This window comes from Pseudomonas sp. B2M1-30 (assembly GCF_025447575.1).
Lineage (GTDB): Bacteria > Pseudomonadota > Gammaproteobacteria > Pseudomonadales > Pseudomonadaceae > Aquipseudomonas > Aquipseudomonas botevensis.
This window is the reverse complement of sequence record NZ_JAOEJT010000001.1, coordinates 597648-620683: the sequence shown is the minus strand read 5'-3', so window position 1 is coordinate 620683 and position 23036 is coordinate 597648. Positions and strand designations below refer to the sequence as shown.

General features: G+C 62.7%; 21 protein-coding genes. 12 read left to right on the top strand and 9 right to left on the bottom strand.

The genetic code is table 11. From position 1 onward, the window contains the following. Positions 1-52: 52 nt before the first annotated feature. Both N8H74_RS02865 and N8H74_RS02860 read left to right on the top strand, forming a co-directional pair. Positions 53-1249 (top strand): DUF3142 domain-containing protein, encoded by a 1197-nt coding sequence (locus tag N8H74_RS02865; protein WP_262146118.1) that lies wholly within the window; start codon positions 53-55, stop codon positions 1247-1249. Then, entirely contained in the window at positions 1236-3371 is a 2136-nt protein-coding gene (locus tag N8H74_RS02860; protein WP_262146117.1) for a hypothetical protein, read from the top strand. The genes N8H74_RS02865 and N8H74_RS02860 overlap by 14 nt, the downstream gene beginning before the upstream one ends. On the opposite strand, the gene N8H74_RS02855 is transcribed toward N8H74_RS02860, so the two are convergent. After that, positions 3368-3997, bottom strand: coding sequence for a LysE family translocator (locus N8H74_RS02855; protein WP_262146116.1), 630 nt, complete (start codon positions 3995-3997; stop codon positions 3368-3370). The two genes, N8H74_RS02860 and N8H74_RS02855, sit on opposite strands and share 4 nt — an antisense overlap. Before the next feature lie 145 nt (positions 3998-4142). Between N8H74_RS02855 and N8H74_RS02850 the strand changes: the two genes are divergently transcribed. Next, positions 4143-4616, top strand: a complete 474-nt coding sequence (locus N8H74_RS02850; protein ID WP_262146115.1) for an Lrp/AsnC family transcriptional regulator — start codon at positions 4143-4145, stop codon at positions 4614-4616. A 97-nt stretch (positions 4617-4713) separates the two neighbouring features. On the opposite strand, the gene lpdA is transcribed toward N8H74_RS02850, so the two are convergent. Continuing rightward, positions 4714-6114, bottom strand: a complete 1401-nt coding sequence (gene lpdA, locus N8H74_RS02845; protein ID WP_262146114.1) for a dihydrolipoyl dehydrogenase — start codon at positions 6112-6114, stop codon at positions 4714-4716. A gap of 214 nt (positions 6115-6328) precedes the next feature. Between lpdA and N8H74_RS02840 the strand changes: the two genes are divergently transcribed. The 8 genes from N8H74_RS02840 (at position 6329) to cfaB (ending at position 15623) form a co-directional block, all read left to right on the top strand. Continuing rightward, the gene (locus N8H74_RS02840) at positions 6329-8290 is read left to right on the top strand and encodes a protease modulator HflK (protein ID WP_262146113.1); all 1962 of its coding nucleotides are present in this window, start codon (positions 6329-6331) and stop codon (positions 8288-8290) included. Beyond that, positions 8287-9336: a protease modulator HflC gene (locus N8H74_RS02835; RefSeq protein ID WP_262146112.1), complete on the top strand. Its 1050-nt coding sequence runs from the start codon at positions 8287-8289 to the stop codon at positions 9334-9336. Before N8H74_RS02840 ends, N8H74_RS02835 begins: the two co-directional genes overlap by 4 nt. Further along, complete coding sequence (locus tag N8H74_RS02830) at positions 9333-10394, top strand: protease modulator HflK (protein WP_262146111.1); 1062 nt, start codon at positions 9333-9335, stop codon at positions 10392-10394. Before N8H74_RS02835 ends, N8H74_RS02830 begins: the two co-directional genes overlap by 4 nt. Further along, positions 10391-12298, top strand: coding sequence for a heavy metal translocating P-type ATPase (locus N8H74_RS02825; protein ID WP_262146110.1), 1908 nt, complete (start codon positions 10391-10393; stop codon positions 12296-12298). Before N8H74_RS02830 ends, N8H74_RS02825 begins: the two co-directional genes overlap by 4 nt. Positions 12299-12407: 109 nt before the next feature. Next, on the top strand, positions 12408-12665 hold the full coding sequence (locus N8H74_RS02820; RefSeq protein WP_262146109.1) for a hypothetical protein: 258 nt from the start codon (positions 12408-12410) through the stop codon (positions 12663-12665). A 60-nt stretch (positions 12666-12725) separates the two neighbouring features. Further along, positions 12726-13571 carry a DUF692 domain-containing protein gene (locus N8H74_RS02815; protein ID WP_262146108.1) on the top strand — a complete coding sequence of 282 codons (846 nt, stop codon included), beginning with the start codon at positions 12726-12728 and terminating at the stop codon, positions 13569-13571. Continuing rightward, a complete protein-coding gene (locus tag N8H74_RS02810; protein WP_262146107.1) occupies positions 13562-14350 on the top strand; it encodes a DNA-binding domain-containing protein in 789 nt (262 codons plus the stop codon). The genes N8H74_RS02815 and N8H74_RS02810 overlap by 10 nt, the downstream gene beginning before the upstream one ends. An 85-nt stretch (positions 14351-14435) precedes the next feature. Then, positions 14436-15623, top strand: a complete 1188-nt coding sequence (gene cfaB / locus N8H74_RS02805) for a C17 cyclopropane fatty acid synthase CfaB (protein WP_262146106.1) — start codon at positions 14436-14438, stop codon at positions 15621-15623. Here cfaB and cls read toward each other — a convergent pair. Next, positions 15620-17059 carry a cardiolipin synthase gene (gene cls, locus N8H74_RS02800; protein ID WP_262146105.1) on the bottom strand — a complete coding sequence of 480 codons (1440 nt, stop codon included), beginning with the start codon at positions 17057-17059 and terminating at the stop codon, positions 15620-15622. The two genes, cfaB and cls, sit on opposite strands and share 4 nt — an antisense overlap. A 146-nt stretch (positions 17060-17205) precedes the next feature. On the opposite strand from cls, the gene N8H74_RS02795 reads away from it, so the two are divergent. Continuing rightward, complete coding sequence (locus tag N8H74_RS02795; RefSeq protein ID WP_262146102.1) at positions 17206-17724, top strand: DUF3617 domain-containing protein; 519 nt, start codon at positions 17206-17208, stop codon at positions 17722-17724. An 83-nt stretch (positions 17725-17807) separates the two neighbouring features. On the opposite strand, the gene N8H74_RS02790 is transcribed toward N8H74_RS02795, so the two are convergent. Genes N8H74_RS02790 through folE2 form a run of 6 tightly spaced genes read right to left on the bottom strand, consistent with a single transcriptional unit; the run spans position 17808 to position 23014 of the window. After that, entirely contained in the window at positions 17808-19139 is a 1332-nt protein-coding gene (locus N8H74_RS02790; RefSeq protein WP_262146101.1) for a dihydroorotase, read from the bottom strand. 3 nt (positions 19140-19142) lie between these two features. Beyond that, positions 19143-19703, bottom strand: a complete 561-nt coding sequence (locus tag N8H74_RS02785) for a DapH/DapD/GlmU-related protein (protein ID WP_262146100.1) — start codon at positions 19701-19703, stop codon at positions 19143-19145. Beyond that, positions 19700-20575: a metal ABC transporter substrate-binding protein gene (locus tag N8H74_RS02780; RefSeq protein WP_262146099.1), complete on the bottom strand. Its 876-nt coding sequence runs from the start codon at positions 20573-20575 to the stop codon at positions 19700-19702. Before N8H74_RS02780 ends, N8H74_RS02785 begins: the two co-directional genes overlap by 4 nt. An 11-nt stretch (positions 20576-20586) precedes the next feature. After that, the gene (locus N8H74_RS02775; protein ID WP_262146098.1) at positions 20587-21453 is read right to left on the bottom strand and encodes a metal ABC transporter permease; all 867 of its coding nucleotides are present in this window, start codon (positions 21451-21453) and stop codon (positions 20587-20589) included. Then, positions 21453-22121 (bottom strand): ATP-binding cassette domain-containing protein, encoded by a 669-nt coding sequence (locus tag N8H74_RS02770; protein WP_262146097.1) that lies wholly within the window; start codon positions 22119-22121, stop codon positions 21453-21455. The genes N8H74_RS02775 and N8H74_RS02770 overlap by 1 nt, the downstream gene beginning before the upstream one ends. Beyond that, positions 22118-23014 carry a GTP cyclohydrolase FolE2 gene (gene folE2, locus N8H74_RS02765; RefSeq protein WP_262146245.1) on the bottom strand — a complete coding sequence of 299 codons (897 nt, stop codon included), beginning with the start codon at positions 23012-23014 and terminating at the stop codon, positions 22118-22120. Before folE2 ends, N8H74_RS02770 begins: the two co-directional genes overlap by 4 nt. Between the last annotated feature and the right edge of the window lie 22 nt (positions 23015-23036).

The following is a 23036-nucleotide window of genomic DNA, read 5'->3' as shown; positions in this document are numbered from 1 at the left end:
ACGGGTTTTGTGTACCCTTGCGGCCTTGTGTTGTCAGGGATGCGCGAAAGGTATGCGGTTTATCGTGGGTCTGCCGGTGTTGCTGGCTTCTTTGCTGTGGCTGTCCGCCTGCGAGCAGCGGGAAGTCACTCGTCTGGATCAACAACTCTACGTCTGGCAACGCCAGTGGACGCCGGCCCATGAGCCGGCGCTCAGGGACAGCCGCGCCGATTTCTCGACCCTGCGGGTGCTGGCGCTGCAAGCGTTTCCGCAGGCCGGCTGGAGTCGGGCGCGGATCGATCCGCCATTGCTCAAGAGCGACGGCCGGCCGCTGATTGCGGTGATACGCCTCGACGGCCAGCTCAAGACGCTGGATCAGGATCAGGTCAGCGGGCAGATCCTTCAACTGATCGCCGACTGGCAAGGACAGGGCCTGACGCTGGCCGGGGTCGAGATCGACCACGATGCCGGCAACGCGCGTCTGCCGGATTACGCCGCATTCCTCACACATTTGCGCTCGGCCTTGCCGGCGACGTTGCCGCTGAGCATCACCGCGCTCCCGGCATGGCTCGACAGCCCGCAACTGCCGGCGTTGCTGGCGACGGTCGACAGCAGCGTGTTGCAGGTGCATGCGGTCAGTGATCCGCGTCGTGGGTTGTTCGATCCGCAGCAGGCGCAACGCTGGGCCAGGGCCTGGGGCCGGATCAGCGAAAAACCGTTCTACCTGGCGCTGCCGGCTTACGGCGTGGCGCTGTTGCCCGACGCGGGCGGGGCGCCGCTGGTGGAAAGTGAAGTTACGCTGGAGCGCGGCGGGCAGCGACGGGAACTGTTGGCCGATCCGCAGCAACTGAGCCGCCTCGCCCAAGAGCTGCGCGACGATCGCCCGGCGCACCTGGCCGGGCTGATCTGGTTCCGCTTGCCGCTGGCCAACGACCGCCGGGCCTGGAGTCTGACCACATTACGCGCGGTGGCGCGCGGCGATGCGCTGAGCGGCCCGTTGACCGTAGCGTTCAGCGAGCACGAGGGTTTGCACGACATTCGCCTGGAAAATCCCGGCAACCTCGATCAACCCTGGCCGGCGCGCGTGACGCTCAAGGCGCGAAGCTGTGACGGTGCCGACGCGCTCGCCGGTTATTCGTTGCAACAAAGTCCGGATCTGCTTACCTTCACCCGCCTGCGCGACGGTCGATTGCCGGCGGGCGGGCAGCGCGCCATCGGTTGGGCGCGTTGCGCAAATATTGATCAAGGAGGTTCGCATGTTGACCCGTAACTGGCCCCGCCACCTGCTCTGCCTGAGCCTCAGCCTGCCGCTGGGTTCGGCGTTGGCCTGCGGCCCGGACTTCCCGATGCGCCTGCTCGACGATCGCGGGCAATCGTTGGCGGAGATGCCTGAGGGCAACTTCAACTTCGAGATCAATCGCCTCGGCAAAACCATTGCCGGGCTGAAGAATGTCACGGCGGTCACCTACAACCCGGATGATTATTCCGCCGATTCGAGTGAGCCCAACGCAGCGCGGGACAAGGCCGAGCAGGTGGGTCTGAGCGCGGAACAGCAGGCGCAGGTCAAGCAATTGCGCAGCCTGACCGATGCCCGTCAGGTCGAAGTGCAGGGCGCGAGCCTGGCGCCGGAGCTGCGCCTGTATGTGGCGGGCGCCGTGGCGTTCGGTGCTGGCGATCATCAACTGGCCGCCGACTATTTCCGCCAGGTGCTGGCGCTGCCGGCGGACCAGCGTCCGCTGCGCAGCACCTGGGCCGCGTACTCGCTGGGCCGTGCATTGTTTGCCATGACCGAAGAGGCGGGCGATGCACTCACCCGACTGGAAGACGCCCGCGATGCGTTTCGCCAGGCGCGGCAACTGAGCATCGACGGTTTCAGTGATCCACTGGAGCTAGGCGTTGCCAGCCTTGGTGAAGAGGCGCGAGTGCTGCGCAAGGCGGGCGACTGGAACAGCGCCATCGAACTCTACGCGACGCAAAATCTGCACGGTTCGAATGTCGGCTACACCTCGCTGAAGTTGCTGATGAACGACCTCGCCGAGCAGCCTGAAGATCAGTTGGTGAAGTTGCTGCGCGGCAAAGCGGTGCAGCAATTGGTCACGGCATCCCTTATCAGTCGACTTGGCTGGTCCTTTGGCGACGAGCCGCCGAACGAGAAAAAACTGATCAAGCTGTTGCAGGACAGCACCCGCGGCAGCCTCGACAACGCGGATCGTCTGGCCGCGATGAATTACCAACAGGGCGACTACGCCAGCGCCAAGGCATTCCTCGAACACGCTGGCGACAGCGGCCTGGCCTGGTGGCTGCGGGCCAAACTGGCGGTGCGCGATGGTGATAAGAACGCTGCCGCTGCGGCCTATGCCAAAGCGGCGCAGGCCTTCCCGCAGGGCGAGTCCTGGGGTGAGCGGCGTACGCCGGACTGGAATTACGAGACGTTGCAGCCCAAGTGCCGGGTCGAGGGTGAGAGCGCGATTCTGGCGCTGCAACGTGGCGAGTACGTGCAGGCTTTCGATCAGTTGTATCGCAGCCAACGCATTTATTGGTACGACGCGGCGACGGTGGCCGAGCGGGTGCTGACGGTCGAGGAGCTCAAGCAATACGTCGATACCAACGTGCCGGCGCCGGCTGCGCTGAGCCAGCAGGATCGCGACAACTACGTGCCGCTGCCGGTGGCGGCGAGCCTGCGCAATCTGCTTGGGCGTCGATTGTTGCGTGAAGGGCACTATGAACAGGCGGTCGGCTATTTCGACAGCGACGATTTGAAGCACAAGGCCCGACTTTACGGCGAACAACGAATGAAGGCCGACGCCGCCTGGTGGCCGACCCGGCGCGCCAGTGCGTTGTACAACGCGGCGTGGACGGCGCGGGAGTGGGGCATGGACATCCTCGGTTACGAGATGGCCCCGGATTACGCCACGTTCGGCGGCAACTACAGCCTGGAAAACACTGAGCTGAAGGTCGGGCCGCTGGTGGCCGAGGCTGAGGTGCAGCGCCAGAAAGCCAGTGAGGCGCAGCCGGATCAGCGCTATCACTACCGGTTCGTCGCCACGGCGCTGGCCGGTCGTGCCGCCGACAATCTGCCGCACACCAGCCAGGCGTTTGCCGCCGTGTTGTGCTCGGCGGCGGGCTGGAACAGCAGCCTGGAGGAGCAGAGTGCGCTGTATCAGCGCTATGTGAATGAAGGCCCGTACGTGCCGTGGGCCGTGGACTTCGGTCACCAGTGCCCGTACCCGGACTTCGAGAATGCCGACAAGCGCTACGTCACGCAGGTGACCGATTCCGTGCGTTCGGCATTGCGGCCGTACAAATGGCCGGTGCAGATCGGGGCGCTTGTGGTGTTCGTCGCCGCCGCGTTGCTGATGATCCGGCGCCAGCGCAAGGCCCGCAAAAGCTAAGCCTGCTGGATAAACGTCAGGCGCACCGCAAAGCCGATCAACAGGCTGCCGAACAACCATTGCTGGACTCGCTGGGCCGTTGGACTGTGTTGCAGCCAGCGGCCCAGCGCGGCGCCCGTCAGGGCATAGGCACTGTCGAACAGCAGGCCGACGCCCACCAGGATCACGCCCAGCACGGCGAACTGGCTCAGCACCGGCGCGCCATCGGCGACGATGAACTGCGGCAGCAGCACCGAGCAGAACAACAACGCCTTGGGGTTGAGCAGGTTGGTCAGCAGGCCCCGGCGGATCGCCTCGCGCCACTGTGCACGGGCGTCGGGCACGCTGTTGGCGCGCAGATCCGGCAACAAGGTGCTGCGCAGACATTGAATGCCGATCCACAACAGATAAGCCGCCCCGGCCAGGCGCACCACGTCGAATGTCCACGGTGCCGCCTTGAACAGAGCCGCCAGCCCCAACGCCGCCAAAGCCACATGACAACCCCGTGCGACTGCCAAACCCACTGCCGTGGCGAGCGCTGCGCCGCGACCCTGGCGGGCGCCGGTCTGTAACAACAGGATCATGTCGGGGCCGGGCAACAGATAGACCACCGCCAATGCCAGGAAAAACAGCCAGAGACTTGCCACGTTGCCACCCCTTTCGTTGTCGATTCGGTGACGTCAGTCTATGGCCGAGGGGCAGGGCAGGTGCTTGCGTAGTTCGCTTCAAAGTCATTCAGGATTGGCATAACCTGCTTTCTTTTTGCCGTGAAACTATCAGGATCTGCCAACCATGAAACTCGACGCCTTCGATCGCAAGATTCTCGCCGCGCTGCAACGGGACGGGCGCCTGAGCAATGTGCAACTGGCGGACGAGATCGGTCTGTCCGCTTCGCCTTGTCTGCGCCGGGTGCGGATGCTCGAAGAGGCGGGGGTGATTCGCGGTTATCAGGCGAACCTCGATCGCGACGAGGTGGGGTTGGGGCTGACGGTGTTTGTCGGGGTGAAGGTCGAACGCCATAACGACGAGCAGGCCGAGGCGTTTCACCGGGCGGTGACGGCGTTGTCCGAGGTGATTTCGGCGTTTCTGGTGTCCGGCGAGTCGGATTTCCTGCTGCAAGTGGTGGTGCCGGACCTGCGCGCCTATGACCGTTTTCTCACTGGCTGCCTGCTGAAGTTGCCGGGGGTGAGCGATATCCGCAGCAACTTCGCGATCCATACGGTGAAGACGCCGGGGGCGTTGCCGTTGGGGCATCTTCCGCAGTAGACCGGGTTGTATCCCCTCGCGGGCAAGTCCACTCCCAGAAATGCGGGATCGGGCTTGCCCGCGAACGCGATCGGCCAGTCACGGATGCGCCAAAGCCTTACATCTGCGTCGCCATCCCCTCCACATTCATTGCTGCCTGGCGCAATGCCTCGGAGCGCGTCGGGTGCGGGTGGCAGGTGAGGGCGATGTCCTCGGCCGAGGCGCTGAACTCCATGGCCACGCAGAATTCACCGATCATTTCGCTGACGCTCGGCCCGACCAGATGCACGCCGAGGACTTCATCGGTGCGTTCGTCGGCGATGACTTTGGCAAAACCCTCGGTCTCGTGGTTGATCTTCGCCCGGCTGTTGGCGGTGAACGGGAATTTGCCGACCTTGTAGGCCCGGCCTTCGGCCTTGAGCTGCTCTTCGGTCTTGCCGACGCTGGCCAGTTCCGGTCGGGTGTAGATCACGTTGGGGATCAGCTCGTAATTGACTTCCCCGGCCTTGCCGACGATCTGCTCGATGCAGGCCATGGCTTCGTCTTCCGCCTTGTGCGCGAGCATCGGCCCGGACGTGACATCGCCGATGACCCACACGCCGGGCGCTTCGGTGCGATGCTGTTTGTTGGCGAGCATGCCGCGTTTGTCGGTGCTCAGGCCGACATTCTCCAGCCCCAGGCCCTTTGTGTAAGGCCGGCGACCGATCGCCACCAGCACGTAATCGGCTTCCAGCAGCTCGGCGGCGCCACCGGCGGCAGGTTCGACGCTCAGTTGCACGCCGCTGGCGGTCGAGGTGGCGCTGGTGACTTTCGAACTCAATTTGAAGGCGATGCCTTGTTTGCTCAGAGAGCGTTGCAGGGTTTTGCCGGCCTCGCCATCGACACCTGGGCAGATGCGGTCGAGGTATTCGACCACCGTGACCTGCGCGCCCAGGCGCCGCCAGACCGAACCGAGTTCGAGGCCGATGACCCCGGCGCCGATCACCACCAGATGCCGGGGCACCTCGTTCAGCGACAGGGCGCCGGTGGAATCGAGGATGCGTTGGTTGTCGATGTCCACGCCGGGCAGGGGTGTGGGCTCGGAGCTGGTGGCGATGACAATGTCCTTGGCCGTCAGCTCGATCCGGCTGCCCTGATCGCCAGTCACACAGACCTTGCCCGGGCCATCGATGTGGCCCCAGCCCTTGATCCAGTCGACTTTGTTCTTGCGAAACAGAAATTCGATGCCCTTGGTCAGTCCCGCCACGCTTTCGTCTTTCTGTTTCATCATTTGCGCGAGGTTGAGGATCGGTTGGACCTCGATACCGAGGTTGGCGAACTCCGTACCCGTGGCCGCTTCGTACAGCTCCGAGGCATGCAGCAAGGCCTTGGACGGCATGCAGCCAACGTTCAGACAGGTGCCGCCGAGGGTTGCGCGACCTTCCACGCAAGCGGCCTTGAGGCCCAGCTGACCGGCGCGGATCGCCGCGTTATAACCGCCCGGGCCACCGCCCAGAATCACCACGTCATAGTTGCTCATGCTCTTGCTCCTGACTGAAGGATGCGGATCGATAACAGTAGTTCGGAGTAAAAATTATGAACGTAATATGAGCGTTTCCAGCGATTTCGGTCAAGGCTTCAGGCAAGCGACAGGTTGCATGGCGTTCAGGTTGGGAAAATGAGTACAAATATTTCACAGCTTTCGTTATATCGTAACGATATGTGCAGTGAGCCAAGTGTGAGTTCGGGGGGATATGCAAGTCGATCTGGAGGTTGATGGCACGCAAGTGACCGGATTGCCGCGCTTTCAGCAAGCGGCGGCGCAGGGGCGGCGCTTGCGCCGGTTGGCGATTGGCCTTGGCGGGCTGGCGGCAGTCGGTTGGGTGCTGGCGTTCTTCGTTGGCCTGTTTGCGGCCCAATCCTTGTGGCCGGCGCTGCTGGTCAACCAGAGCGCGGCGTTGCTGGTGCTCGCAGCCGGGCTGCAATCGGCGGGGTGGGTGACGCGCTGGCGGGAGCGAGTGATCCATCCGCCGTTGACGGTCGCTGCCGCGCCGGACGATCAGCCTGCCCCGGACGGCTGGTACGAACGCCTGCTCGATCGCTTGAGCCAGCGCAGCCTGCATCTGCTTGCGCAGATCGGCGCCGCTACATTGTGGCTGGGGGGTTGGGCGCTGTTGGTGTTGCTCGGCATCGAGCAGACGTGGAACCTCACCTTGCCGTCGGCGGCTACCGGTTTGTCCGCCACCGTCGGTGCGGCCGTGGCGCTGCTGCTGGCGTTCGGTTTGTTGGTGCTGGAGCGGCAACTGGCCCAGGAAAACCCGGCGCAATGGCCCGAAGCCGGCGCATTGGCACAACTGACGCGGGTGACGATCATCACGCTGGTGCTGGGCGCATTGTGTCTGTTGTTTGCCAGTGAAAATGCGGTCTGGCCTGTGCGCCTGGCGGTGCTGATCGGTCTTTTGCCGGGGTTGGTCGCTGTCGAGTTACTGCTGCGTGCCTTGCTGTCGCTGTTCAGCCCGCGCCGCGAACAGCTCGAGCCGACGCTGCTGGCCCGCAGTTTCGTCGCCGATCTGCTGCGCTGGCCACCCCAGCCGCTGCTTGCGTTGCAGCATGAATTACACAACCGTTTCGGCATCGATCTGCGCCAGATCTGGGCCTTCAGTTACATGCGTCGTGCGTTCTGGCCGGTGCTGGCGCTGGTCGCGGCGGTGGGTTGGTTGCTCACCGGCATCCATGAAATTCCTCTGCAAAGCCTTGGTATCTACGAGCGTTTCGGCAAACCGGTGCAGGTGTTCGGTCCGGGTCTGCATGCCGGTCTGCCCTGGCCGCTGGGGCGGGTGCTGAGCGTCGAAAACGGTGTGGTGCACGAGCTGGCGACCAGCGTTGGAGAAAATCCCGCGCCGCCGCAGCCGGACCCGGCGGAAGGCCCGGCGCCGCTGACCGCCAACCGCTTGTGGGACGCCAGTCATGTCAACGACAAATCCCAGGTCATCGCCAGCCGTCGTGGCGATCAACAAGGCTTGCAGATCGTCAACATGGACGTGCGCTTCGTCTACCGCATCGGCCTCAGCGATCAAGCGGCGCTCGCCGCCACTTACAACAGCGCCGATGTGCCGACGCTGATTCGCAGCACCGCCAGCCGCATTCTCGTACACGACTTCGCTTCGCGGACCCTCGACGGTTTGCTCGGCGAGGACAGGGAAGGGCTGGCCGAAGAAATCGGTCGCGCGGTGCAAAGCGATCTGCAAAAACTCGACAGCGGCGTGGAAATTCTCGCCACCGTGGTCGAAGCGATTCATCCGCCGGCCGGCGCGGCGAATGCCTATCACAGCGTTCAAGCGGCGCAGATCGGCGCGCAGGCATTGATTTCCCGCGAGCGCGGCGCCGCCGCCGAAGCGAACAATCAGGCACAACTTCAGGCCAGCCTTGTTCAGGATCAGGCCAGCGCCAGTGCCCATGAAATAAACGCCACGGCGCGCGCGGCGGATCTGAAGTTCAGCGCCGAACAAAAAGCCTATGCCAGCGCCGGCCAGGCGTTCGTGCTGGAGCAATACCTCAGTCAACTCAGCCAGGGTTTGAGCAAGGCCAGATTGCTGGTGCTCGACCATCGCCTGGGCGGCAGCAGCAATGCGCCGACCATCGACCTGCGTACGTTCACGCTGCCGGCAGATCCCGCGCCGGCGCGCGCCACCGCTCAACCAGGAGCCACCCATTGAGCCAGTCGCACACTCACGATCACCATGACCACAGCGGCCACGATCATGCTCATGGCGGTGGACACCACCATCACGGGCATCATCACCATCACCACCACGGTGCGCCGGAAGAGGCGGGGCCATTCCCCTGGCGGCGGATGGGCTGGGCCGTGTTGCTGGTGGCCTTTGCCGTCGCGGCGGCGAGCCTGGTGCAGGTGCGCTCCGGTGAGGCCACGGTCATCACCCGTTTCGGCAATCCGTCCCGGGTGTTGCTGGCGCCGGGTTTGAGCTGGCGCTGGCCGGCGCCGTTCGAGGCGGCGATTCCGGTGGACCTGCGCTTGCGCACGACTTCCAGTGGCTTGCAGGATGTCGGCACCCGCGACGGTTTGCGCATCATCGTTCAGGCGTATGTGGCGTGGCAGGTGCAGGGCGATCCGGACAACGTGCAGCGCTTCATGCGCGCGGTACAGAACCAGCCGGATGAAGCGGCGCGACAGATTCGAACCTTTGTCGGTTCGGCGCTGGAAACCACGGCCGCCAGTTTTGATCTGGCGAACCTGGTGAACACCGATGCCAGTCAGGTTCACATCGCCGATTTCGAAGCGCAGTTGCGCCAGCAGATCGATCAGCAGTTGCTCGCCACTTATGGCGTGCGTGTGGTGCAGGTCGGTATCGAACGCTTGACCCTGCCTTCGGTGACGCTGACGGCGACGGTCGATCGTATGCGCGCCGAGCGTGAAACCATTGCCACTGAACGTACCGCCATCGGCAAGCGTGAGGCGGCGCAGATCCGTTCCGCCGCCGAACGCGATGCGCGAATCGTACAGGCCGATGCGACGGTGAAAGCGGCGGAAATCGAGGCGCAATCGCGAGTCGAAGCGGCGCAGATTTATGGTCGCGCTTACGCGGGTTCGCCGCAGCTGTATAACCTGCTGCGCTCGCTGGACACCCTCGGCACCATCGTTTCGCCGGACACCAAACTGATTCTGCGCACCGACGCCGCACCGTTCCGCGTGCTGGTGGACGGTCCGCCGAATCTTGACGGTAAAAGTGGAACACAGCCATGAGCGAAGAAGTTCCACGTGGAACACAAACGTTGAACAGTCCGTGGATTCAGGCTGGACGCCTGGCGTTTTTCGCACTCTACGGTGTGACAGTACTGGCAGCGTTGGCCTGGGCGTTTTCCAACGTTCGGCAGATTGATCCGCAGAATCGCGCGGTGGTTTTGCACTTTGGAGCGTTGGAGCGCATTCAAAATGCCGGCCTGTTACTGGCGTGGCCGCAGCCGTTCGAACAGGTGGTGTTACTGCCGGCGGCGGATCGGGTGATCGAGCGGCGAGTGGAAAACCTGCTGCGCAGCGGTGCTGCCGTGCAGGCTGATCGCGTCGCGACATTCGCCACGCCGTTGAGCGATGCACTGGCCGGCTCCGGCTATCTGCTCACCGGTGACGCCGGGGTTGTGCAACTGGATGTGCGGGTGTTCTACAAGGTCACCGATCCGTACGACTTCGTGCTGCAAGGCGAGCACGTTTTGCCAGCACTGGATCGGCTGGTGACCCGCAGCGCGGTGGCCCTGACCGCCGCGCGGGATCTGGACACGATTCTGGTAGCGCGCCCGGAATTGATCGGCTCGGACAACCAGGCTGCCGAGCGCCGGGAACGGCTGCGTGGTGATCTGGTTCAGGGTATCAATCAGCGACTGGCCGAATTGAAGGCGAGCGGGCAGGGCATCGGCATCGAAGTGGCCCGGGTCGATGTGCAATCGAGTTTGCCGGAGCCGGCCATCAGCGCGTTCAACGCGGTTTTGACCGCCAGTCAGCAAGCCGACAAGGCGGTCGCCAACGCCCGCACCGACGCGGAAAAATTCACCCAGTCCGCCAACGAACAGGCCGACCGTACCGTGCAAGTCGCCCATGCCCAGGCCGGTGAGCGACTGGCGAAAGCGTCTGCCGATACCGCGACCGTTCTGGGTCTGGCCAAGGCCCAGAAACAAGGCACTGACCCGCAAATGTTGTTGCGCCTGTATCGCGAGCGGATGCCGAAGATTCTCGGCCAGGCCGGTTCCGTGACCACGGTCGACCCGAAAGACGATTCCCGCCTGATCATTCAGGGAGCCAGTAAATGACCGCGACTACCGCCGCTCCGAGCCTGTTGTCCTCGGCCGAACAACGCCGCGCCGCGCGCCAGCTGACCCTGGCGATGCTTGCCCTCGGGCTGCTCGGTCTGGGTCTGATCTGGCGCTGGTTGCTGCCGGAGCAGACCGGTGTCAGCCAGTTACTGCTCGGTTTCGCGTCCTTGCTGGTCGCGGTTCCGGTGATGCGTTCGGCGTGGTTCAGCTTGCGTTACCCGAGCCTGCACGGCATCACTGACCAGTTGATCGCCCTGGCGATGCTCGGTGCCTGGGCTACTGGCGATCTGCTCACGGCGGCGTTGTTGCCGATCATCATGATCTTCGGCCATGTGCTGGAAGAGCGCAGCGTGATCGGTTCCCAGGAAGCGATTCATGCGCTTGGCCAACTGACCCGCAGCCATGCGCGCAAGGTTCAGGCGGACGGCACGATCATCGAGGTCGATAACGGCACGCTCAAGGCGGGCGATACGGTGGAGGTTCGCGCGGGCGACCGGATACCGGCAGACGGTCGGGTATTGGCCGGCCAGGCCAGTCTGGATACTGCGTCGATTACCGGTGAGTCGGTGCCGGTGGAGGCGGGTGTCGGCATGCCGGTGTTCGGTGGGGCGATCAACCTCGACGGCCTGCTGCGCATCGAGGTAACGCGAACCGGCGACCAGTCGACCCTCGGCAAAGTCATCGCGCTGATGCAAAACGCTGAGCGCTCGAAACCGCCGATCACCCGTTTGCTCGAGCGCTATGCCGGCAGCTACATGGTGCTGGTGTTGCTGCTGGCGGCGGTGACCTGGTTCATCACCAACGACGCGCAGGCGATGCTCGCCGTTCTGGTGGCGGCGTGTCCTTGCGCATTGGTGTTGTCGGCGCCGGCCACGGCGATTGCCGGGGTCGCGGTGGCGGCGCGCCACGGGATCCTGATCCGCAGTTCGGCGTTCCTTGAAGAGTTGGCGGACCTCACCTCGCTGGTGGTGGACAAGACCGGCACCCTGACTTACGGCACATTGCGTTTGCAGTCGATCGACAGCCCGCAGGTGGATCACACCTCGGTGATGGCATTGGCCGCCAGCCTGGGGGCGGCGAGCAGCCACCCGGTCAGTCGCGCCTTGGCGGGGCTGGTCGGCTCGGAAGATGTCCTGGCCTTGACCGACATTCATGAACGCCAGGGCCTCGGCGTAGTGGCAATGACCGCTGACGGCGAAGCGGCGCTCGGGCGTCCGGAGTTGTTTGCCCAACTCGGGATCAGCACCTCGGCTGTTCCCGACCACGATGGCCCGATTGCCGGGCTGGCGCTGAACGGTAAATTTCTCGCCTGGTTGTTGTTGGCCGACAGCGTCAAACCCGAAGCGCGTTTTGCGCTGGGGGAGTTGCGCGAATTGGGCCTGGGGCGCCAGTTGCTGTTGACCGGCGACCGCCAGAGTGTCGCGCAGACGCTGGCGCGGGATGTCGGTCTGCACGAAGTCGAAGCCCAGGCGCTGCCTGAAGACAAGCTCAATCGCGTGCTCAAGGAGATCGACAACGGTTTCCGGCCGATGGTGGTGGGCGACGGCATCAACGATTCCCTGGCGCTCAAGGCCGGGGTGGTCGGGGTCGCGATGGGGGCGGGCGGCGCGGACATTGCCCTGGCGTCCGCCGACATCGTGCTGATCGGCAGCGACCTGCGTCGGCTCGGCACCTGCGTACGCCTCAGTCGTCAATGTCGGCGCACCTTGCAGGTGAACGTGATCATCGGCCTGGGCTGGACGCTGGCGATCGTGGTGTTCGCCGCGTTCGGCTGGCTCGGTGCCGCCGGAGCAATGATTGCGGCCCTGCTGCATAACCTCAGCACGCTGCTGGTGCTGGGCAACGCCGGGCGGTTGCTGCGCTTTCAGGAGCCGCTGCTCAAGCTGAAGGAAGAAAACTGAAGTTTTTTTTCGAACCTCTGTAACGCCATCCAGATGACGATCTCTAGTGGCGTGTCGGGACTGAACAACCTTCCAGCCGACACCCCTGTTGATAATCGAGGATACAAAAATGAACGTCAAAACCGCCTCTGCCGGTGCTGCTCTCGCTCTCGCTGCTGCCACCCTGTTTGCCGGCGTCGCCACCCAGGCACAGGCCGCCGATGCCGGCGCCAAGGTTCACTGCTACGGCGTGACCTCGTGCAAAGGCCAGAACGATTGCAAAACCAAGGATCACGCTTGCAAAGGCCTGGGCGCTTGCAAAGGTCAGGGTTTCAAGGCCATGACTCAGGAACAGTGCATGAAAGAAGGCGGCAAGGTCGGCGAATAACCGCCTCGAATGCGGCCGCAGTGGTGACTACCACTGCGGCCTCTTTGCAAGGAGTCCGCAATGAATGCACTTCTGCCATTTCCGGGTTACGGCCTGGGCCTGAGAAGCGAGTACTACCAACAGATCCTTGAACAGTCGCCGGCGGTGGACTGGTTCGAAGTGGTCTCCGAGAATTTCATGGTGCAGGGCGGCAAGGCCTTGTACTACCTGGACGCAATCGCCGAACGCTATCCGCTGGTGATGCACGGTGTGTCCTTGTCCATCGGCGGGCCGCACGCCCTCGATCCCGAATACCTGAACCAACTCAAACGGCTGGCCGAACGAATCAAACCCGAATGGGTTTCCGATCACTTGTGCTGGAGTCGCGGCAACGCCCATCAACTGCATGACTTGCTGCCGCTGCCTTACACCGACGAAAGCCTCGCGCACGTCGCCGCCCGTGTCCGTCAAGTGCAAGACGTGCTGCAGCGGCCGCTCGTGCTGGAGAACGTTTCCAGCTATGTGCGTGCTGCGGGGGATGACTTCACCGAGTGGGAATTCCTCGCGGCGCTGACCCGCGAGACCGGCTGCGAGCTGCTGCTCGACGTCAACAATGTCTACGTCAGTTCGCGCAATCACGGATTTGATCCATGGACGTTCATCCAGAGTCTGCCCGCGCGCCAAGTGCGCCAGTTGCACCTGGCCGGCCACAGTGATTATGGCGACTACGTGATCGATACCCATGACCAGCCGGTGTCCGACCCGGTCTGGAGGCTGTACCAAAGAACCCTGGAACATCTGGGTGCGGTGGCCACGTTGCTCGAGCGCGACGATCATTTCCCACCCTTTGAAGCGCTGCTTGATGAGCTGCAAAAAGCCCGGGAATTGGGCAACGCGGTGTTGGCCGGGAGGCTGGAATGCGCCTGAATGAGTGGCAACTGGCGTTCGAGGCTTTCCTGCTGGATCCGTCGTCGGCGGCCAATCCGCTGTTGAGCGACAGCCTGATCGGTGGCCCGACGCTGGACGTCGGCACCGGATTGGCGATCTACCACAACGCTTATCACAGTCGCTTGCTTGAAGTGTTGCGTCACGACTATCCGGCCATTCGGTACTGGTTGGGTGACGATGAGTTCGATCAACTCATGACAACGTACATCCGACAGAGTCCGTCGGTGCATTACAGCCTGCGCTGGCTGGGCAAGGGAGTCGGTGACTTCGTCCACCGCTATCTGGTGCCGGAACAAGGTGCCGCCCTGGCCGAGCTGGCGGTACTGGAATGGGCTTTCACTCTGGCGTTCGATGCGCCCGCCGGCATGCCCCTGACCATCGATACGATGGCAACTCTCGCCCCGCACGAATGGCCGGCGTTGCGTATCAAGCCTACACCGTCGGTCCAGTGGCTCGAGTGTCGCTTCAATACCCTCGCCGTATGGCGCTCGGTCAAGGAAGAAACCGATTTTCCGCACAGCCGGCTGCTGGATGCGCCCGAAGTCTGCGTGATCTGGCGTGCCGATCTCGTGTGCCATTTCCGCAGCCTGGAATCGGCGCAGGCCGATGCGCTGAATCTGATGTTCAACCAGAGCTTCACTTTTGCGGAATTGTGCGCGGAATTGGCAGTCATCTATGGAGAGGGTGCATCGCTTTTGGCCGTGACCTGGCTTAAACAGTGGCTGCAGGATGGCCTGGCGGAGCGTCTGGAACCATAGAAAAGGCTTATCAAATCGATAGCCTGCTATTTTTTCAAGGATGGTCTACCCTCAGATCAGACGTCTGAAACCAGGGGGATATTCCATGCTCGCGCAACTTCCACCGGCCTTACAGAATCTGCAGCTGCCGCTTCGCCTGCGACTCTGGGACGGCCATGAATTCGATCTCGGGCCGGAGCCCAGCGTTACCATCGTGGTTAAGGATCCACAGATGGTGGCTCAGCTCACCCATCCAAGTCTTGATGCGCTGGGGGGCGCATTCGTCGAGGGCAAAGTCGAACTGGAAGGTTCGATCAGCGAAGTCATCCGGGTCTGTGATGAATTGAGCACCGCGCTGCTCGATGAAGATGAAGACAGCCAGCCGGTGCGAACGCTGCACGACAAGGCGACTGATGCCAAGGCGATTTCCTATCACTACGACCTGTCCAACGAGTTCTACCAGCTATGGCTGGACAGCAACATGGTGTATTCCTGCGCGTATTTCGAGACCGGCAGTGAGTCTCTCGAGCAGGCTCAGGAAGCCAAGTTCCGCCATCTGTGTCGCAAGCTGCGCCTGCAGCCTGGTGAATACCTGCTGGATGTCGGCTGCGGTTGGGGTGGATTGGCCCGCTTCGCTGCGCGCGAGTTTGGCGCCAAAGTGTTTGGCATCACCCTGAGCAAGGAGCAACTGGCGCTGGCCCGGGAACGGGTGAAAACCGAAGGCCTGGAAGATCAGGTTGAACTGCAACTGCTCGACTATCGCGATCTGCCGCAAGACGGTCGGTTCGACAAAGTGGTGAGCGTCGGCATGTTCGAGCACGTCGGCCACGCCAACCTCCCCGAATACACCCGGATTCTGTTCGGTGCGGTGAAGGACGGCGGGCTGGTCATGAATCACGGCATCACCGCCAAGCACACCGATGGCCGCCCGGTGGGACGCGGCGCCGGGGATTTCATCGAGAAGTACGTGTTCCCCAACGGTGAGTTGCCGCACCTGTCGATGATTTCGGCGGCCATCAGTGAAGCGGGTCTGGAAATCGTCGACGTCGAGAGCTTGCGCCTGCATTACGCGCGCACGCTCGATCATTGGAGCGAACGGCTTGAAGATAATCTCGAGGCCGCCGGGAAAATGGTTCCGGAACAGGCACTGCGTATCTGGCGCCTGTACCTGGCCGGTTGCGCCTACGCGTTTGCCCACGGCTGGATCAATCTGCACCAGATCCTCGCGGTGAAAGCCCATCCGGATGGCAGCCATGAACTGCCGTGGACCCGCGACGACATCTACAACCCTTAGAGAATCGGTGAAATGAGCCGGGCGATCCGCATGCCGACCTGTTGCAGGCGGTGGATCTCCCGGCTTTCTTCTTTGGCGATTTCGTAGGCTTGGGCGAAGTCTTCGCTGAGCATCTGTTCCACGTGGCGGGCGAACTCGCTGTCGACAGTCAGCAACATCACTTCAAAATTCAGCCGGAACGAACGGTTGTCCAGGTTGGCGCTGCCAATCGCGCTGATCTCGTTGTCGATCAACACCACTTTCTGATGCAGGAACCCCGGTTCATAGCGGAATACCCGCACCCCGGCGCGTACCGCTTCGAACGCATACAGGCTGGAGGCCGCATAGACGATGCGGTGATCCGGGCGCGAGGGCAGCAGCAGGCGCACATCGACACCGCGCAGCACCGCCAGGCGCAAAGCGGCAAACACGGCTTCGTCGGGAATGAAATAGGGGCTGGTGATCCACACCCGTTCATTGGCGGCGTGGATCGCTTCGACAAAGAACAGCGAGCAGGTTTCGTAGGCGTCCGCCGGGCCGCTGGCGAGCAACTGGCAGAGCACGCCGTCCTCGGGGTAGGCGTCTGGCAGGATCAGCGGCGGCAACGAACGGGCAGCCCAGAACCAGTCTTCGGCGAATGACTCCTGCATGCACGCCACCACCGGGCCGCGCACTAGCACATGGGTGTCGCGCCATGGCGCCAGCGGTGGTTTCTCGCCCATGTATTCGTCGCCGACGTTATGGCCGCCGACAAACCCGACCAGCCCGTCGACCACGACGATCTTGCGGTGGTTGCGGAAATTCACCTGGAAACGATTGAGCCAGCCGCTGCGGGTGGCAAAGGCTTTGACCTCGACCCCGGCATCGCGCAGGCTCTGCACGTAGCTGTGGGGCAGGGCATGGCTGCCGATGCGGTCGTAGAGCAGATGGATGGCCACGCCCTCGGCGGCCTTCTTCAGCAGAAGATCGCGCAGGCGCTGGCCGAGGCGGTCGTCATGGATGATGAAAAACTGGATCAGCACCGCTTCCCGCGCCTGACTGATGGCGTTGAAAATCGCTTCGAACGTTGCGGAACCGTTCACCAGCAACTGCACTTCGTTGTTTGCCAGGCACGGCATGCGTCCCAGCTTGGGCATCGCGCGTAATGAGTCGTAGGCGTTCGATGCGCGGGCGGTCAGGGCTTCTTCCACCCAGGGTCGCCAGTTGAGTTCGGAGATTGCCTGGCGCATGTGCTCGTTGGCCTGGCGCCGGGCCTTGATGTAACCATCGAAGGTACTGCGCCCGAACACCAGATACGGAATGAGCGTCAGGTAGGGAATGAAGATCAGCGACAGCGCCCAGGCGATCGAGCCTTGGGCGGTGCGTACGGTCAGCACCGCATGGATCGCGGCGATCGAGCCTAGCGTGTGTATCAGGGCGATCAGATAACCGAAAATGTGCGGTCCGAAATAATCCATGGGGCAACCTTGCTCCTGAAGATTCAATGCTTAACAGACCATGTTCTTATGCGATTGTCGCTATTTGTTTTTCAGCCACGAACGCCGGCCATGAACCGAAACAAGCGGCCGGCGTCTAACGGCCACAACTGATCAGGAGTTTTTCAATGAACGTTCGTCTGCTGGGTTTGGCGCTGGGCCTGGGGTTGGCCTTGCCGTGGGTTGCTCAGGCGCAAATGCTGCAGCCGGGATTGTGGGAAATGACTTCCAGCAACGTAAAGGTCGATGACCAGGCGATGGACGTGCAATCGATTCTCGGCCAGATTCAGGGCCAGATCACTCCGCAGCAGCGCGCGGAGCTGGAGAAGCAGGGGATCAACATCGGCGGCAAGGGCATCCGTGCCTGTCTGACGCCGCAGCAAGTGGCAACCAATGACATCCCGCTGGCCGATCCGCAATCGGGCTGCAAACAGCAGATCACCGAGCGTAGCGGCAACCAGTGGAAATTCCGCTTCAGTTGCCCACGGGCGCAGGGAACGGGGGTCGCGACGTTCCTGAGTGACCGTGAATTCACCACGGTTGCCAACGGCACGTTCAATGCCATCGGGATCAATCAGAAGGGCAGTCTGGAAACCCGCGCGGTGTGGTTGGGTCAGGATTGCGGCGCGGTCAAACCGCGCGCTTAAACGCTTCGCGAGCCAGCCCGACACCCACGGGAAATCTCTGGTTTATCCAGATCCCGTGGGAGCCGGGCTCGCCCGCCAAGGCGTCAGCGCATAAACCGCAATGGCAATCCCTGACATCCGTCATGAATCCGGTTGTCATGCCAGGCCACTTGCCCCGACACCAGCGTCGTCTTCACCCGATGGCGAAAGCGGCGACCGGCAAACGGCGTCCATCCGCATTGCGACAGGATCGGCTGACGTGACACATCCAGCGGCTGCGCCTCCACCAACACCAGATCCGCCCAATACCCTTCCCGCAAATACCCACGATCCGGAATCGCAAACAGATCCGCCACGCGATGGCTGGTCTTCGCCACCAGCGTGGCGATTGGCAGCACACCGTCGGCCACCAGTTCCAACAGCGCCGGCAGGGCGTGTTGCACCAACGGCAGGCCGGACGGCGCCTGAGCATACGGGCGCTGTTTTTCCGCCCAGGTGTGGGGGGCGTGATCGCTACCAATGACGTCCAGTCGATTGCTCAGCAATGCCTCACGTAACGCGTCACGGTCATGCTGCTGCTTGATCGCCGGGTTGCATTTGATCAGGTTGCCGAGGGCCGGATAGTCGCGATCATCGAATAACAAATGGTGCAGACACACCTCGGCAGTGATGCGTTTTTGCGCCAGTGGCTTGTCCTCGAACAGTGCGAGTTCGTGAGCGGTGGTCAGGTGCAGGACGTGCAGGCGAGTGCCGTGACGCCGGGCCAGATCCACCGCCAGGGAGGACGAGCGATAGCAGGTTTCGGCATTGCGGATCAGCGCATGAGCGTCCGCCGGCAGATGCTCGCCAAACCGTTCGTGCAGTTCGGCGGCATTGGCGTCGATGCTGGGCGTGTGTTCGCAATGGGCCAGCAAAATCGTCGGCACCTCGGCGAACAGCCGTTCGAGGATCTGCGGATCGTCCACCAGCAGGTTGCCGGTGGACGCGCCCATGAACACTTTCACGCCGGCCACTTCACAGGGATTGAGCGCCGCGACGGTGTCGAGATTGTCCTGGCTGACACCGAAGTGAAAGCCGTAATTGGCCACCGAGTTGATCGCCGCCCGACGTTTTTTATCGGCCAGTGCTTCGAGGGTGAGGGTGGCCGGTCGGGTGTTGGGCATGTCCATGAAACTGGTGATGCCGCCCGCCACCGCCGCGCGGGACTCGGTGTAGAAGCTGCCCTTGTCCGGCGACCCCGGCTCCCGGAAATGCACCTGATCGTCGATCATCCCCGGCAACAGCCATTGGCCGTTGGCGTCGATTTCCAGGGTGGCGTTTTCGCCCTCGATGCTACGGGCGATCTTGACGATGCGCCCATGGCTGACCAGCAGATCGCCATCGAACTCGCGTCCCTCATTTACCAGGCGCGCATTGCGAATCAACACACTGCTCATGATTCAGAACTCGTTCTGCAGGGCCTTGTAGCCGCGCACCAGATCGACGTTGGTGCGTGCCACGTCCTCGGAAAACTCCGAAGCGCTGACGCTCACCGGTGGGAATTGCGAGAGATCGGTGTTCGGGCCGATCCGGGTGGTGGAGGGCACGTAGAACGCATCCGGCAAATCCCGGCCATCGACCACCGAGTTGTGGCGCACCACGCAACCATCGCCCACCGCGCAGTTGAACAGCACGCTGTTGAAGCCGATGAACACCCGGTCACCGACGGTGCATGGGCCGTGCACGATCGAGCGGTGGGCGATGGAGCTGAACTCGCCGATGGTCACCGCCGCGCCGGACTTGGAGTGAATCACCACGCCGTCCTGGATGTTCGAATTGGCGCCGATGATGATGGGCTCCATCGTGCCCGAAGCGTCCACTTCGTCGGCACGGATCACCGCGTAGGGACCGACGAACACGTTCTCGCCGATCACCACTTTGCCGCAGATGATCGCGGTTTTATCGACGTAGGCAGACTCGGCAATTTGCGGCAGATCGCCGGAAGGATTCTTGCGGATCATGGTTGGCTCAGCGCGTTGTAGAGGGTGTTGAGGTTGTATTCGAACAGCCCGGTGAAGGTGCTGGCCGGGCCGCTGGCGGCGAGGGCGTCGGAGTACAGTGTGCCGCCGATCTTCGCGCCGCTTTCGTCGGCGATCTGCTTGAGCAGGCGCGCGTCCTTGATGTTTTCCATGAACACCGCTTTGACCTTGGCCTGGCGGATCTGCGTGATCAGTGCGGCGACTTCGCTGGCGGACGGCTCGCGTTCGGTCGACAGCCCTTGTGGCGCCATGAAGTCGATCCCGTAGGCCTGGCCGAGATAACCGAAGGCATCGTGGCTGGTGACGATCTTGCGATTGCCGGCGGGGAGGGAACCGAGCTTGGCCTTGGCTTCGGCGAGCAGGGCGTAGATCTGTTTCAGATAGGCTTTGCTGTTGCGTTCGTAGTCGGCCTGGTTGGCCGGGTCGGCGGCGATCAGTGCCTTGGTGATGTTGGCGATGTACAGCTCAGTGTTCGCCAGGTTGTGCCACGCGTGCGGATCAGGAACGGTTTCGCCGTCCTCGTCCAGCGCGCGAGGAATCACTCCGTGGCTGGCGCTGATCACCGTGGCTTTGGTGTCGGTGCTGGTCACCAGCCGATCCAGCCACGGCTCGAAGCCCAGGCCGTTTTTGACGATCAGCTTCGCCTTGAGCAGGGCCTTGGCGTCATCCGGTGTTGGCTCGTAGGTGTGGGCATCGGCGTCGGGACCGACCATGTTGGTGATCTGGATATGCTCGCCGCCGACCTGATGCACCATGTCGGAAAGAATGCTGAAGCTGGTGACCACCGGCAGTTTTTCCGCCGCCGACAATGACATCGACAGCAACAGGCTGAACAGCACGAGTAGAGCGCGCATCGGGAAACACCTCATGGGGATGTGAGCAAGGGTGGGCGGCGCAGCAAGCCGTGCACCGGCCCGAACACCACGGACAGCAGATAGCCGATGCCGGCGACCAGCACGATCGCTGGGCCGCTGGGCAACGAGTAGTAGAACGACAGCAACAGACCGAGCCATACCGACAGGCAGCCGATCAGCCCGGCGATGGCGATCAGGACCGGCAAGCGCCGGCTCCAGAAGCGTGAGGCGATGGCGGGCAGCATCATCAGTCCGACCACCATCAGCGCTCCGATGGCCTGGAAACCGATCACCAGATTGAGCACCACCAGGGTCAGGAACACGCCGTGGGCGATCGGGCCGAGGCGGCTGACGGTACGCAGGAAAAGGGGATCGAGGGTGTCGAGCAGCAGCGGTTTGTAGATCAGTGCCATGGCGCTCAGGCTGATGGCTGAGACCCACAGCATGCCATTCAGGGTGGGACCGTCGACGGCCAGCGCCGAGCCGAACAGCAAGTGCAACAGGTCCAGGCGCTTGCCGGCGATACCCAGAATCAGCACGCCGCTCGCCAGGGAGATTGGATAGATCGCCGCCAGGCTGGCGTCTTCACGCAAGCCGGTGCTGCGGGTGATCCACGCGGCGAGTCCGGCCATACCGAGACCCGCGCCGAGGCCGCCGAAGGTCAGCGCCGGCAGGCTCAGACCGGCGAACCAGAAACCCAATGCGGCGCCGGGCAGAATGCCGTGGGCGACCGCATCGCCGATCAGGCTCATGCGCCTGAGGATCAGAAACACCCCGAGTGGTGCCGTGCTGCAAGCCAGCAGCAGGCCTCCCAGTAATGCCCGTCGCATGAACACGAATTCGTGAAACGGTTGCCAGAAATGCATGAGGGTGAGCATCAGGCCACCCGTGCGTCAGGTGTGGGTTGGAGCAGTTCGGTGCTGGCGCCAAACATGCAGTCGCCGCTTTTGAACAACAGGGTTTGCGGGATGTGCTGGCGGACGGCGGGCAGGTCATGACACACGACGAGCAGAGTCCGGCCTTGTGAGTGCCACGCCTGAAGGTGTTGCCAGAGCAGCGACTGACCGAGCTCATCGAGCGCTGCGTCCGGCTCGTCGAGCAGCAGGACGGGCGCGTCGGCGAGGCTCAATCGGGCGAGCAGGGCACGTTGCAGTTCCCCGCCAGAGAGGGCCATCAGCGGACGCTTTTCGAGTCCGCTCAGGTGCCAGTCTTCCAGCGCGGCGGCCAAACGTTGAGTACGCAACCGCCTCGACAGTCGACGTCCCCAGAATCCTGCGGCGACCAGTTCTTGCAGGTTGATCGGGAATTGTCGATCCAGATGCTGTTGTTGCGGCAGGAACGACAGGCCACTTTGACGGGGCACACTAAGACTGGCTTTGCCGGACAGCGGCTTCTGCAACCCGGCGATGACTTTCAGCAGGCTGCTTTTGCCACAGCCGTTCGGGCCGACGATGGCCGTCAGGCTTCCGCTGTCCAGACGCAGATTCAAGGGCGGGGTGAGGGGCTGGCCGGGTGCTCCCCAACTCAAGGCTTGGCACCGGATCATGGTAATTCCCGAGTCCAGGTGCTTTCCGCCAGGGCATCGTGCGCGTGGAGGCTTTCGGCGTGGATCACTCGCAGGTGGAATTGGCAGATACCTGGCGTGCGACGCAGCGCCAGGTTCAGTCGACGGGCTGCGTCTTCGCAGAACATCAGGTTCTGTCCGTTGGCCAGAGCGAAGGCTTGTTCATCGGCGCGTTTTACAGCGGTTTGCACAGCCGTGCCGAGGGCGGCTTCGGCGTCGTTGATGATGGCATTGAGGGGCAACGCATCGACGAACTCATCCAGATGAACGTGCAGTTGTGCAGTGCTGCGTTGGCTGTGGGGAGTTGCGACGATGCCTTGAGTCGAGCCGAGCCAGTTCAGAACGTCGGCATGCTGCAGTGGCTTATTGGCGAAATCATCGATGAATTGCTGCTGAATCAACTGCCGCGCCAGAGCCGCCGAGCAAGGGCAGGTTGAGGAATATTCCACATCGATTTTCAGTTCCACGTGGAACACTTTGTTTTTCAGGCTGGCCGCAATCGTGACCGGATAAGTTTTCCAGCCGCTGAGCGGGCTGATGAGTGCCGGCTGTTTTAGCAGCAGATCGGTATGGATATTCAGGTAGGCGCTGGTGGACAAGCTTTCATGGCTCCGCAGGAATTCCTGCAAAACCTGATACAGAAGAGTCGGTGAAAGGTTCTGCCGCTCCAGCATTTCCAGAGCCAGATACAGCCGAGACATATGAATGCCCCGGGCCTCTCCATCATCAAGACTGACGCCCGCATCGGCCTTGGCAACCAGGCGTTGACCCTCGATTGAAACGGGCAGAGCAATGCCACGCATACCCACCCATTCGAGTGGCAGGGATTGGCGGGTGGCTTGCGCGGCGATATCCGGCAGCGTCAGCGCATTCATGATGAGATCCATTGTGGTGATT